At 70.2% G+C, this 13521-nt stretch carries 10 protein-coding genes and 1 pseudogene; 2 read left to right on the forward strand and 9 right to left on the reverse strand.

Annotated elements, in window-relative coordinates; all coding sequences use genetic code 11:
• Positions 1-1003 (forward strand): EAL domain-containing protein (locus AC08OP_RS10615; protein ID WP_476614037.1); only part of this gene is annotated, 1003 nt, incomplete at its 5' end.
• 98 nt (positions 1004-1101) lie between these two features.
• Complete coding sequence (locus AC08OP_RS10620) at positions 1102-1296, forward strand: DUF1059 domain-containing protein (RefSeq protein ID WP_476614038.1); 195 nt, start codon at positions 1102-1104, stop codon at positions 1294-1296.
• 118 nt (positions 1297-1414) lie between these two features.
• Here AC08OP_RS10620 and leuA read toward each other — a convergent pair whose 3' ends face one another.
• The 9 genes and pseudogenes from leuA to gatB all read right to left on the reverse strand — a co-directional run.
• A complete protein-coding gene (leuA, locus tag AC08OP_RS10625; protein WP_476614039.1) occupies positions 1415-3175 on the reverse strand; it encodes a 2-isopropylmalate synthase in 1761 nt (586 codons plus the stop codon).
• A gap of 250 nt (positions 3176-3425) precedes the next feature.
• On the reverse strand, positions 3426-4058 hold the full coding sequence (locus AC08OP_RS10630) for a septum formation family protein (protein ID WP_476614046.1): 633 nt from the start codon (positions 4056-4058) through the stop codon (positions 3426-3428).
• Between the two features lie 138 nt (positions 4059-4196).
• A pseudogene (locus tag AC08OP_RS10635) lies at positions 4197-4427 on the reverse strand (SCO2583/SCO2584 N-terminal domain-containing protein); the annotation flags it as partial.
• Positions 4428-4499: 72 nt separating this feature from the next.
• Entirely contained in the window at positions 4500-6089 is a 1590-nt protein-coding gene (gene serA, locus AC08OP_RS10640) for a phosphoglycerate dehydrogenase (protein ID WP_476614040.1), read from the reverse strand.
• A 318-nt stretch (positions 6090-6407) separates the two neighbouring features.
• Positions 6408-7397 (reverse strand): ketol-acid reductoisomerase, encoded by a 990-nt coding sequence (gene ilvC / locus AC08OP_RS10645; RefSeq protein WP_476614041.1) that lies wholly within the window; start codon positions 7395-7397, stop codon positions 6408-6410.
• A 53-nt stretch (positions 7398-7450) separates the two neighbouring features.
• Entirely contained in the window at positions 7451-7975 is a 525-nt protein-coding gene (gene ilvN / locus AC08OP_RS10650; RefSeq protein WP_476614042.1) for an acetolactate synthase small subunit, read from the reverse strand.
• The gene (locus tag AC08OP_RS10655; RefSeq protein ID WP_476614043.1) at positions 7975-9861 is read right to left on the reverse strand and encodes an acetolactate synthase large subunit; all 1887 of its coding nucleotides are present in this window, start codon (positions 9859-9861) and stop codon (positions 7975-7977) included. Before AC08OP_RS10655 ends, ilvN begins: the two co-directional genes overlap by 1 nt.
• Before the next feature lie 265 nt (positions 9862-10126).
• Entirely contained in the window at positions 10127-11818 is a 1692-nt protein-coding gene (locus AC08OP_RS10660) for a penicillin-binding transpeptidase domain-containing protein (RefSeq protein ID WP_476614044.1), read from the reverse strand.
• 317 nt (positions 11819-12135) lie between these two features.
• Positions 12136-13521 (reverse strand): Asp-tRNA(Asn)/Glu-tRNA(Gln) amidotransferase subunit GatB (gatB, locus tag AC08OP_RS10665; protein WP_476614045.1); only part of this gene is annotated, 1386 nt, incomplete at its 5' end.

Consider the following 13521-nt stretch of genomic DNA (forward strand, 5'->3'; position numbering starts at 1 on the left):
GTTGGAGGCCCGTGTCCTCGCCGCCGCGCTGGAAGCGCGTGACCGGCTTCCCGACCGCTGCTTCCTCGCGGTCAACGTCCTGCCCCATCTGCTCACCACACCAGAAGTCACGGCAGTCTGGCAGCGCGCGGACCTGCGGCGCCTGGTCCTAGAACTCAACGAGGCGGTCGACCTCGACGCCACCACCGGCCTGACGACCACCGCGGGCGCACTGCGCAACCTCGGTGCGTTCGTGGCGATGGACGACGTCGGCTCGGGCTACGCCGGGTTGCGGCAGCTGGCGCGAATCCGCCCCGACTTCGTCAAGCTGGACCGCTCGCTCGTGGTCAACGTGGACGACGACCAAGTCAAGATCGCCCTCACCGAGCTGGTCGGCACCTTCGCCAGCCGGCTCAACGCCTGGGTCATCGCGGAGGGGGTCGAGCGGTTCGACGAGCTCGGCATGCTGGTCGCGCTGGGGGTTCCGCTCGGCCAGGGATTCCTGCTCGGGCGTCCCTCCCGGGACTGGCAGCAGCTCGACCCAACCGTGGCTCGGCGTATCCACCAGTTCTCGGAACGCAGCAACCACGCCGCGAGCATCGAGAGCCTGATGGAACAGGTCACGATCAGCATAGGTGAATCCGGTCGGTGCGCCATGTCCGCGGACTGTCCGTCCTGTCCCATGAGCGCCGCCCGGAACCGGGACGGTCTCGCGGCCGGCGATGATCCGGCCGGACCGGACGGTGACCGGGCGCCTCGAGCCACCATCATCGTCTCCAACCGATGCCGACCAGTCGCCCTGCATCTGTCCGGCGGCCCGGGCGGCGGCACAGAACCGCGCCGTGTTCCCACGACGCTTTTCGCGCGGCCCGAGGAGCCGGTGACCGAGGTCGCGCGTCGAGCCATGACGCGGGCCCGGGCCAGCCGATTCGATCCCGTGATAATCGTGACCGAGATGGGGCGCCCACTCGGCCTGGTACGGATGGAGCGGCTGATGCTACGGCTCGCGGAAATGTCCACATGAGGCGAAACCGTTATTGGACCGCGCAGGCGCTCATGTCGCCGAGCCCAGCGACCAGGAGTCATTCCGCGTCAGCAGAGATCACCGTCCGGCGCCCGAGCATGAAACAATTCTACTGTGGTGCGATCATGCACGACTGCGAGACGCGCATCGTCGCCCCCACCGAAGACGATCTTCTCCGTTCCGTCGACACCCACGCACGAGTTGATCATGGTATGACGGATATCCCGGAGTCGATGCTGGACGAGATCCGCCAGAATATCCACGACGTGGGACCGGCGGACCGCCACGACTAACCAGCGCTACCAGCGCCACCACCACGACCAGCCCGCGCGGGCACCAGCCGAGGCGAGGGACACCCACCGGTTCTCCGATGGGTGCCCTCGCCCGACACGACGGGCAGGCAGGCGCGTGTCAGCCGGCCAGAGGCGTGGCCGCCGGCTGTGCCTCGTCCCCTGACGTCCGCGCGGCGGGCACCGAACGGTCCCGGGCAGCCCGGTTCACGGCACTCACCACGGCCCGCAGGGACGCCGTCACGATGTTGGCGTCGATCCCGACTCCCCAGAAGATCCGGTCGTCGACAGCCACCTCGAGGTACGCGGCCGCTCGCGCATCCGCTCCCGAGCCCAGGGCGTGCTCGTTGTAGTCCAGGATCCGCACGGTCAGATCGCGGCTGGCGAGCGCCGCGACGAACGCGTCAATGGGGCCGTTGCCGGTTCCCGTGATCACCATGTCGGCCCCCCCCTGGAAACGGACCGAGACGGAGACCTCGTCCCGATCGCCCGACGCCGCCGTCGTCCGGGAGCCCAGCAGCTCAAGCAGGCCGGACCCCTCCGCGCCGTCCAGGAAGTACTCGCCGCGGAAAATCGTCCAGAGTTCCTCGGCCGTCACCTCGCCGCCCTCGGAGTCGGTGTGGCGCTGCACGACACCGGAGAACTCGATCTGCAGCCGGCGCGGCAGGTCCAGGGAGTGCTCGGACTTCAGCAGGTATGCCACCCCTCCCTTGCCGGACTGACTGTTCACCCGGATCACCGCCTCGTAGGAGCGGCCGACGTCCTTCGGGTCGATCGGCAGGTAGGGCACCTCCCAGCGGATCTGGCCGGTGCGCTCCATGGCCTCGAAACCCTTCTTGATGGCGTCCTGATGGGAGCCGGAGAAGGCGGTGTAGACGAGGTCGCCCCCGTAGGGATGACGGGGATGGACGGGCAGCTGGTTGCAGTACTCCACCGCGCGTCGGATCCCGTCGATGTCCGAGAAATCGATCATCGGGTCGATCCCCTGCGAGAACAGGTTCATCCCCAGCGTGACCAGGCAGACGTTCCCGGTCCGTTCCCCGTTGCCGAAAAGGCAGCCCTCAACCCGGTCGGCGCCGGCCAGCACCCCCAGCTCCGCGGCGGCGACCGCGCAGCCCCGGTCGTTGTGCGGGTGCAGGGACAGCACGACGGCATCCCGGCGGGTCAGGTTCCGCCCGACCCATTCGATCTGGTCGGCGTAGACGTTCGGGGTCGACATCTCGACCGTCGCCGGCAGGTTCAGCACGACCGGATGCTGCGGGGTCGGCGCCCACACGTCCATAACCGCCTCGCACACCTCCACCGCGTAGTCGAGTTCGGTGCCGGTGAACGACTCCGGGCTGTACTGCCAGCGCACATCGGTGCCGTCCAGCAGTTTCTCGGCGTACTGGGCACACCACCGGGCGCCCTGCACCGCGATCTCGGTCACCCCAGCCCGATCAAGACCGAACACCACCCGCCGCTGCAACGTGGACGTCGAGTTATACAGGTGGATCAGCGCCCGGTCCGCGCCAACCAGCGACGCGGCCGTGCGCTCGATCAGGTCCTCCCGCGCCTGCGTCAGGACCTGGATGACGACGTCGTCCGGGATACGATCGGATTCGATCAGCTGCCGGATGAAGTCGAAGTCGGTCTGGCTGGCCGCCGGGAACCCGACCTCGATCTCCTTGTACCCCATCGCCACCAGCAGCTCGAACATCTGCATCTTGCGGGCGGGGGTCATCGGGTCGATCAGTGCCTGGTTACCGTCGCGCAGATCGACACTGCACCACTGCGGGGCACGAGTGATCGTCTGCTCGGGCCAGGTCCGGTCGGGAAGTGAGACGGGGACGAACGGACGATACTTCTCGACCGGCATGCCGGACAGCTGCTGCGTGGTCATTCCTGCTCCTGCTTCCTCGAAAGAGTCCCCCGCGACCGTGATCACACGGTTCGCGACGTGGGTGACTGGATGCCGGAGGATCCGCGGAGAATCAGCAGAGGAGCGTCAGGCCGCACCTGGACGCTGGACCGCCGTGATGGCGAGGATCCCGACGCTGACACACGAAAACACCGCGACGGGGAAGCCAGCTCAGGTATCAGGCCCCGCCGCGGCGGCTAAGGAGAAGCAGCGCACGCATCGCGCATCAACGTTACCGGATGTTCGGCCGACCGCGAGGAAACTCAGGTGCTGCGACGGCGCCGGGGACACGGGACGGACCGCTGCGGGGCCGCAGGTCGCCGGTGCGCACGGTGCACACGGCTGCGTGTGCACCGTGCTGCCAGCTGGGTTCGGACGGGTAGATCGTGCCGGCGGTACGGTGCGGAGCGCTGTCGACGGCTCCGGCGAACTCGCGCAGTGCTCCAGCACAGCGCTCGTCCGTCACCTCGGCGATCGCCGACGCGCCAGGCCAGCGCTGGAAGAGCACCGCCAGGTCGACCATCCGGGTGACCTCGTCGATGTGGGGCTCCCCGCAGCTCACCCGGACGGGCACCACCGGATCAACCGAGGCGAGCGAGCCCGCCGGATAGGGGGTCCAGTTCAGGCAGTCACCCGGCCGCAGGGCCGCGAGCAGGTCCGGCCTGAGCCCAAAGCCGGCGGGGGGACCGGTCAGCGCGCCGGTGGCAGCCGGTACGGCGGTCTGCCTGGTGGCGGCCACAGAGGACCCCGACGACGTGGTCGGCGCCAGCCGTGCGGCGGTCGGACTGGTCCGGTTCGCCGTCTGCCGCAGGGCGACGACGGTGATGGTGATCATCCCGACGATGATGGCCAGGAACGTGACCATCCTCGCGATCTGGCGGGGGCGGCCCGGCGGTCTGGGCGGCGCCACCAGCCGATGGAAAAAGCCGGGCAGACCCCGGGGAGCTGGGACGACCTGACAGCGACTGGAAGCCGGCCGGCCGTGCTGCCGGCTGCGCTCGGCCGCGGACGGTTCGAGAAACCGGGCTCCGCGGACGAATCGCTCATCCAGGCGAAGCCCCTCGAACGGGTCCTGATGCCGCGACGCCATACTAGCCACGGTAAACCCGACACCACGACTACGGCGCGCGTTCCACGGAAAGATCACCTGGATCACGTCCCCACGCCACCGCCACCCGTACCCAATCGACCGCCTACCGTTGGATCGCCCGCGGGTGTCCCTGGTAAACCCCATCCAGCCCAGGTAATCCACGGCAACCCGAGGAACACCCCGGACCGCCGAAGGCCCCCACGGCTCCCCCAGGAGTCATTCGCTGCTGATGCTCACGGCCCTGGCGTAGGACGCGCCGATGATCTTCGCGATCTCGGCCAGGATGTCGGGGGCGACCGCGTCGTCGAGCGACAGCGACATCAACGCCTCGCCGCCGGCCTGCAGGCGGCTGACCTGCGCACTGGCGATGTTGATGTGCGCCTCGCCGAGCAGGGCACCGACCGCGCCGACGATCCCCGGCCGGTCCTCGTAGCGGAAGAACGCCAGATGCGCCTCGGGCTGGATGTCGACCTCGAACCCGTCGATCGCGGTGATCTTCTCGACCTGCCGCGAGCCGACAAGCGTGCCGCTCACCGACACGGGCGTGCCATCGGCGAGGACTCCTCGCACAGTCACGAGGTTGTGATAGTCGGGGCTGTCCTCGGCGGTCTCCAGGGCCACGTCGACCCCGCGCTCCTTGGCCAGCAGCGGTGCGTTGACGTAGGTGACCTGCTCCTCGGTCACATCGGTGAACACGCCCTTGAGCACCGCGAGCTGCAACACCGAGACGTCGTGCACGGCGATCTCGCCACGCACCTCGACGGTGATCGCCGCGGCCAGGCTGCCCGCGAGGCCGGAGAAGAGCTGCCCGAGCTTCTCCGCGAGCGGAAGACCCGGCCGGAGGTCCTCGGCCACGACGCCACCGGCCTGCACGTTGACCGCGTCAGGCACGAACTCGCCCTGCAGCGCCAGCCGCACCGAACGGGCGACGGCGAGCCCGGCCTTGTCCTGCGCCTCCTGGGTGGACGCGCCGAGGTGGGGGGTGACGACGACGTTGTCGAGCCCGAACAGCGGGGAGGCCGTCGTGGGCTCCTTGGCGAAGACGTCGATGCCCGCGCCGCCGACCTGACCGGAGCGGACCGCCTCGGCAAGCGCCGCCTCGTCGACAAGGCCGCCGCGCGCCGCGTTGACGATGATGACACCGGGCTTGGTCCGGGCCAGCTCGTCGGTGCCGATCAGACCGAGCGTCTCCGGCGTCTTGGGCAGATGAATCGTGATCATGTCACTCTGCCGAAGCAGCTCGTCGAGGTCGACGAGGGTCACGCCGTGCTGCGCGGCACGGGCCACCGACACGTACGGGTCGTAGGCAATGACCTTCATCCCGAAGCCGGCGAGCCGCTGCGCCACGAGCACGCCGATCCGCCCGAGGCCGACGACGCCGGCCGTCTTCTCCACGAGTTCGACACCGACGTACTTCGAGCGCTTCCACTCGCCGCCGCGCAGTGCCTCGTTGGCCGCGGGAACCCGCCGGGCGACGGCGAGCAGCAGCGCGATCGCGTGCTCGGCCGCACTGACGATGTTCGACTGCGGCGCGTTGACCACCATGACACCGCGTTGGGTGGCGGCGGCGACGTCGACGTTGTCCAGCCCGATGCCGGCCCGGGCGACGACCTTGAGCTTTCCCGCGGTGGCGAGCACCTCGGCGTCGATCTTGGTGGCCGACCGGACGATCACGGCGTCGACGTCGGCGATGGCGGGCAGCAACGCGGACCGGTCGGCACCGTCGACGTGACGAACCTCGAAGTCCCCGGACAGCACCTCCAGCCCGGCCGGTGAGAGCTCCTCGGCAACGAGTACGACAGGCACTGGACCTCTCCTAGCGACCTCGGGTCAGACCGGGAGGCGACGCGGAACGAGGCGTGATCACGTGGCCTTCGGCCTGGCGATGATGAACGTGGATACTGCGGGCACCGCACGACGCGGCGGGCCCAGCCTACCGACGCCCGCCGTGGACTCCGAACCCTTTCCGCCGACCGACGGCGACGGCGTGCCCGGCACCGGGACGGAGACGGCACGCACCCGGGGACGGCGGCAGCGCACCACGGCCGCCCCCGAGAGGGCACGATCCGCCCGACGACCCGCGGGATCTACCTGGCGATCCTGAACATCAGGCGATCCAGGACATCAGGCGATCCAGGACATCATCGGCCGGAGCTTCGCACCGACCTGCTCGATCGGGTGCTGCTTGCCCTCCGCCACGAGCTTGGTGAAGTTCGGCCGACCGTTGTCGTCCTCGGCCACCCACTCACGAGCGAACGTGCCGTCGCGGATCTCGTCAAGGATCTTGCGCATCTCGGCCTTCACCGCGGGGGTGATGACGCGCGGGCCGCGCGTGACATCGCCGTACTCCGCGGTGTCCGAGATCGAGTACCGCATCTGGGAGATGCCGCCCTCGTACATCAGGTCGACGATGAGCTTGAGCTCGTGCAGGCACTCGAAGTACGCGACCTCCGGGGTGTAGCCCGCCTCGACGAGGGTCTCGAAGCCGGCCTGCACGAGCGCGCTGGCGCCGCCGCAGAGCACGGCCTGCTCGCCGAACAGGTCGGTCTCGGTCTCCTCGGTGAAGGTGGTCCTCAGCGCACCGGCCCGAGTGCCACCGATGCCCTTGGCGTAGGCCAGCGCGACGGCCAGCGCGTTGCCGCTCGCGTCGGCCTCCACCGCGACGAGGACGGGAACGCCCTTGCCCTCCTCGAAGACCCGCCGTACCAGGTGACCCGGCCCCTTTGGAGCGACCATGAACACGTCGACGCCGGCCGGCGGCTCGATGAGCCCGTAGCGGATGTTGAAGCCGTGCCCGAACGCCAGCGCCTTGCCCGCGGTGAGGTGCGGGGCGATGGACTCCGCGTAGATCGTGCGATGGGTGGTGTCCGGGGTAAGCAGCATGATGATGTCGGCCTCGGCGGACGCCTCCGCCGGGGTGAGGACCCGCAGGCCCTCCTCCTCGGCCCTGGCCCGGCTGCGGCTGTCCGCCGGCAGGCCGACCCGCACGTCGACGCCACTGTCGCGCAGGTTCAGCGCGTGCGCGTGGCCCTGGCTGCCGTAGCCGATGACGGCGACCTTACGGTCGGCCAAGATGTCCAGCGAGGCGTCGTCGTCGTAGTAGATCTCGACCATCGTAGGGAATCTCCTCGTTGAGTAGATAGGAAAAAGACGCGCGACGGTCCCGGTCAGGCCGGGCGGTCGACCGCTCGCAGGCTGCGATCGGTGATCGAACGCGATCCGCGGCCGAGTGCCACCAGGCCGGACTGGACCAGTTCCCGGATTCCGAACGGCTCCAGCATGCGGATGAGGGCGTCCAGCTTCTCGCGGGTTCCCGTCGCCTCGATGGTGACGGCGTCCTGGGCGACGTCGACCACCTTGGCACGGAACAGAGCGACCGTCTCGAGGACCTGGGACCGCACCGACAGGTCGGCGCGCACCTTCACGAGCATCAGCTCACGTTGCACCGAGGCGGAGGTATCCATCTCGACGATCTTCAAAACATTGATCAGCTTGTTAAGTTGCTTGGTCACCTGTTCCAGCGGCAGGTCCTCCACGACGACGACGATCGTCATCCGGGAGATGTCGGGCTGCTCGGTCGGCCCGACCGCGAGTGACTCGATGTTGAACCCGCGCCGGGAGAACAGGCCCGAGACCCGGGCCAGCACCCCGGGCTTGTTCTCCACCAGCACGGACAGGGTGTGGCGGGTCATCAGAGGTTCACCTCGGCGTCGCCGGAGTAGTCGAAGTCCGGCGCCGTGTCGCGCGCGATGCGGATGTCGTCGTTGCTGGCGCCGGCGGCGACCATCGGCCACACCATGGCGTCGGGATGCACGACGAAGTCCACCACGACCGGGGCGTCGTCGATCGCCATCGCCTTCTCGATCGTCGCGTCGACATCCGCCGCCGTCTCGCAACGCAGCCCGACGCAGCCCAACGCCTCGGCCAGCCGGACGAAGTCGGGCACCCGCACCCTCCTGGACGCGGCTGCGCCCCGCCCAGACGCCCCTGCGCCGCCGGTCCGCGGGGAGTCCGGGTGCGTCCCGAGCTCCGTGTTGGAGTACCGCTTGTCGTAGAACAGGGTCTGCCACTGGCGGACCATGCCGAGCGACCCGTTGTTGATGACGGCAACCTTGATGGGGATCCCCTCCAGCGCGCAGGTCGCAAGCTCCTGGTTGGTCATCTGGAAGCAGCCGTCACCGTCGACGGCCCACACCGTGGCGTCGGGGCGGCCGACCTTGGCGCCCATCGCGGCCGGCACGGCGTAGCCCATCGTGCCGGCGCCGCCGGAGTTCAGCCAGGTGTAGGGGTTCTCGTAGGAGATGAACTGCGCGGCCCACATCTGGTGCTGCCCGACGCCGGCGGCGAAGATGGTCTCCGGTCCCGCGATCTTCCCGAGCCGCTCGATGACGTACTGCGGGGCCAGCGAGCCGTCGGCCGGCTGGTCGTAGCCCAGCGGGTAGGTCCGGCGCCAGCCGTCCAGCGCCCGCCACCAGGCGGCGAGGTCCGGCCGCTCCTCCAGGACGAGCGCGGCGACGAGCTCGTTGATCACGTCACGGCAGTCACCGACGATCGGCACGTCCGCGGTCCGGTTCTTGCCGATCTCGGCCGGGTCGATGTCGGCGTGAATGACCGCGGCACCGGGCGCAAAGGAGGACAGCCTGCCGGTCACCCGGTCGTCGAAGCGGGCCCCGAGAGTGATCAGCAGGTCCGCCTTCTGCAGCGCGGTCACCGCGGCGACCGACCCGTGCATACCGGGCATGCCCAGGTGCTGGGGATGGGAGTCGGGGAAGGCGCCGCGGGCCGTGAGAGTGGTGACCACCGGGATGCCGGTGAGCTCCGCCAGCGTCCGCAGCTCCGCGGCAGCGCGGGCTCTGAGCACTCCCCCGCCAACATAGAGCACCGGGCGCCGGGCAGCGCTGATCATCTTCGCCGCCTCACGCACCTGCTTGCCGTGCGGGCGAGTGACCGGACGATAACCGGGCAGGTCGAGGGCCGGCGGCCAGACATCGTGCGGCAGCACGGAGGTGACCGACTGCAGGATGTCCTTGGGCAGGTCGACGAGCACCGGTCCGGGCCGGCCCGTCGCCGCCAGGTGAAACGCCTCCGCAATGATCCGCGGGATGTCGTCGGCGGACTGGACCAGAAAGTTGTGCTTGGTGATCGGCAGAGTGATGCCGCAGATGTCCGCCTCCTGGAAGGCGTCGGTCCCGATCGAGGCGCTGGGGACCTGCCCGGTGACGGCCACGATCGGCACCGAGTCCATGTAGGCGTCGGCGATCGGGGTCACCAGGTTGGTCGCCCCCGGCCCCGACGTCGCCATGCACACCCCGACCCGCCCGGTGGCCTGCGCGTACCCCTCGGCCGCATGACCCGCGCCCTGCTCGTGCCGGACGAGGACATGCCGCACCCGGGTGGAGTCGAACAGTGGATCATAGGCGGGCAGGATCGCACCGCCGGGGATGCCGAAGACCACATCGGCTCCGACCGCTTCAAGGGAGTGGACGAGCGACTGGGCTCCGGTGATCTTTCGTGTCATCTGGTCGTCTTCCTTGACAGGCCGGGGATGTGCGTGACGCGTGGCGATCTCGGCTGGCATTGCGGGACCGGCGGGACCGGGCCCGCCGGGCACGGCTCTGCCAGCTGAGCACGACCACGCAGGCTTGGCACGAGGCAGTACTCACTGCACGAAAAAGCCCCTCGTGCCGAGAGGCACTGAGGGGCGGCGCACAGGTCGACGTAGTCGACTATGCGCGCTCTGAGCGTACGAGAATCCCGAGAAGCACAGCTCTACCCTGCCGGAGTTCCCGCCCCACGTCAAGCATCGCCGGGCACGGGGCCAGCCGGGCACGGGGCCAGCCAGGTCATTGCCCGCCGGAGCCGGGCGCACCGATCTCGCCACCGTCCAACGCGGTGAGGAACCTGGCCGCGACCGGCGCGGCCGTCTCCGCGCCGAAGCCGCCGTCCTCGACGACCACCGCGAAGGCCACGTCGCCCCGGTAGCCGACGAACCACGCATGGGTCGGCGGCGGGTTGCCGTCCTTGTACTCGGCGGTGCCGGTCTTCCCGAAGGCCTCGCCGGGCATCGGGACCTTCGCGGCGGTGCCCTCGGTGACGACCGCCCGCATGAAGTCCCGCAGCGGGGGCAGCACCACGGGCGGGATGGGGTTGCTGCGCGCCGACTGGCCGACGACGAACGGCTGGTGCCAGGTACCGCTCGCGACCGCCGCGGTGACGCTCGCCATCTGCAGCGGGGAGACCTCGATGCGGGCCTGGCCGATCGACGCCGACGCCGACTCGACCGCGTCGCGCGGGGTCGGGAAGATCCCCCCGACGCTGGCGATATCCAGCGGTGGGCGGCCGTCGAAGCCGTAGAGCTGGGCGGCCTTCTCCAGCGCGCCGTCCGGGAGTGACTCCTCCAGCCGGATGAACGCGGTGTTGCAGCTCCTGGCGAACGCGGTCCGCAGCGGGATGGGGCCGAACTGCTCGGCCTCGGCGTTCTGGAAGGTCCGCCCGCCGACGCTGACCGTCTGGGTGCAGTCCAGGGACGTGTCCGGCGCCTTGCCGTTCATCAGCGCGGCGGTGGCCGTCACGATCTTGAAGATGGAACCCGGTGGGTACTTGCCCCGGACAGCCCGGCTCGACCCGCTGGGCGGATGGTTGGCCAGGGCCAGGATGGCGCCGGTGCGGGTGTCGATCGCGACCATCGCCCCGGTCGGGCGGGCCGCGGTGGCCAGGGCCGCCTCGGCGGCCTGCTGGACCCGCAAGTCGATCGTGGTGCGGATCGCCTCGCCGTCGGTCATCGGATAGGTGTGCAGCGTCTGCACGGTCGCGTTCTTCGCGTCCCGCACGACGACCGCGCCGCCCTGCGCCCGCAGCCGGCCGTCGTACACCCGCTGCAACCCGGACAGCGGCGCCGTTCGACCGACGAGGTTGCCCGCCAGGTCGGAGGAGTCCCGTAGCGGCTGGCCCGCCACGTCGAGCAGGTCCCCCCGCTTACCCGTGGAGGCGGTCCGGTCCAGGTGCAACCCTGGGCGCAGGGCCGGATGCACCGAGACCGGATCAGCCTTCACCCGCCACCCGCCGCCGGTCGAGACGAGATGCAGCGCCCCGGTGTACTCCAGCGGCGTCGGCAGACCGGAGAGCGTGAGCCTGGCCAGGTACGGCACGGTCGCCGTCTCGCCGCCGCGGCTGATCGCGCCCGGGGTGAACGTAGCCGCTGTGACGAGCAGGCGGTCACGCACCTCGGCCATCGTGCCCACCAGGCGCGCGACGTCGATGCTCCCGGGCGTGGAGACGGCGGTGACAGCCGCGGAGCCGGGGGTCGCCGTCCCACCGGAAGTCGTCAGCGCCCGCCAGCCCGCCAGGTAGGAGTCGGCCGCAGCCTGGACCTTCCGGTCGGCGGCGCGGTCGGCGGCGCGGTTGTTCAGGACGTAGCCGACGCCGCCGGCGACGGCCAGCAGGACGACGACGACCGCGACGATGATCGCCGTCCGGCGGCCCCGGCCCCGGCCGCGGGAGGTTGACGCAGTGAACCCGGAAGGTGTAAGGGGCACGGCGGCACGCTCTCCCCTCGATCGTGACACCCCGATGGGAGACCCACCCTATGGAGGCCTCCGGCCCTTCGCATCCGACGCGCCGTACGACGTCGGCAACCCGACACGCGGGTCCGACACGGCGGGAGAACGTGGTCCTCCCGAGCTCGGATCACGGACGGGCAACCCACGGCACGGGGGCAGCGGCGACTGGTCGGGCGTTTCTCGAACGAACGGCGCTAAACCCTGCGAACCATCTGGAATACGACAAATCGGGGATCGGCCGGGCGAGGGCCGGGAAGGCGAGGGCAGGGGAAGGCGAGGGCCGGGAAGCGGTGTCAGGAGATGCCGAGGCGCTCCAGCAGCAGTCGCCGCACGGTCGCCGCGTCCGCCTGGCCCTTCATCGCCTTCATCACCGCGCCCACCAGCGGGCCGACGGCGTTCACCTTGCCGCCGCGGACCTTCTCGGCGATGTCGGGGGCGCCGAGGAGCGCCGCGTCGACGGCCGCGGTGAGCGCGCCGTCGTCCGCGACGATCGCCAGCCCACGGCCGGCGATCACCTCGTCGGGCGCGCCCTCGCCGGCGAGCACCCCGTCGATGACCTTGCGGGCCAGCGCGTCGGTGAGCTCACCCGCGGCCACCAGCGCGGTGATCCGGGCGACGTCGGCCGGGGTGATCTTAAGATCGCGCGGCTGGAGACCGGCGTCCGAGGCACGCCTGGCCAGCTCGTTGAGCCACCACTTGCGGGCGGTCGCCGGGGCCGCGCCGGCGGCGACGGTCTCCTCGACCAGGTCGAGGACCGCGGCATTGCGCAGGTCCTGCAGATCCCGCGCGGTGTAGCCGTGCTCGGCGATCAGCCGGGCCCGGCGCGCCGCGGGCAGCTCCGGCAGGCCAGCCCGCAGCCGCTCGACGTATTCCGCGGGCAGGGCCAACGGGGTGAGGTCCGGCTCCGGGAAGTACCGGTAGTCGGTGGCCTCCTCCTTGGACCGGCCCGACGAGGTGCGGCCCGACGCCTCGTCGAAGTGGCGGGTCTCCTGGATGATGCGCTGGCCGTCGTCGAGCAACGCGGCCTGCCGGGTGATCTCGTAGCGCACCGCGCGTTCCACCGACCGCAGCGAATTGAGGTTCTTCGTCTCGGTGCGGGTACCGAAGGGAGCGTCCGGGCCGCCGGGCGCCGGCCGCGGGCGCAGCGAGACGTTGGCGTCGCAGCGCAACGATCCCTGCTCCATCCGGACGTCGGAGACGCCGAGCGCCCGGATCAGTTCCCGCAACTCGTCCACGTAGGCCCGGGCCACCTCGGGGGAACGCACGTCCGGTTCGGTCACGATCTCCACGAGCGGGATGCCGGCCCGGTTGTAGTCGACCAGCGAGTGGGTGGCGCCGTGGATGCGGCCGGTGGCGCCGCCGACGTGCAGCGACTTGCCGGTGTCCTCCTCCATGTGCACCCGGGTGATGCCCACCCGGTGCACCTCGCCCTCGACCTCCACGTCGAGCCAGCCGTTCGTGCACAGCGGCTCGTCGTACTGGCTGATCTGGAAGTTCTTCGGCATGTCGGGATAGAAGTAGTTCTTGCGCGCGAACCGGCACCACGACGCGGTCTCACAGTGCAACGCGAGTCCGATCATGACCGCGAAACGCACCGCCGCCTCGTTCACCACCGGCAGGGAACCCGGCAGCCCGAGGCACACCGGGCAGACCTGGGTGTTGGGCTCGGCACCGAAGGC

The organism is Frankia sp. CeRuru1, assembly GCF_977966315.1.

Coding starts and splice junctions, on each gene's coding strand:
- AC08OP_RS10620 (WP_476614038.1), top strand. CDS start 1,102: ATGAAACAATTCTACTGTGGTGCGATCATGCACGACTGCGAGACGCGC.
- leuA (WP_476614039.1), bottom strand. CDS start 3,175: ATGACCACGCAGCAGCTGTCCGGCATGCCGGTCGAGAAGTATCGTCCG.
- AC08OP_RS10630 (WP_476614046.1), bottom strand. CDS start 4,058: ATGGTCACGTTCCTGGCCATCATCGTCGGGATGATCACCATCACCGTC.
- ilvC (WP_476614041.1), bottom strand. CDS start 7,397: ATGGTCGAGATCTACTACGACGACGACGCCTCGCTGGACATCTTGGCC.
- ilvN (WP_476614042.1), bottom strand. CDS start 7,975: ATGACCCGCCACACCCTGTCCGTGCTGGTGGAGAACAAGCCCGGGGTG.
- AC08OP_RS10655 (WP_476614043.1), bottom strand. CDS start 9,861: ATGCCAGCCGAGATCGCCACGCGTCACGCACATCCCCGGCCTGTCAAG.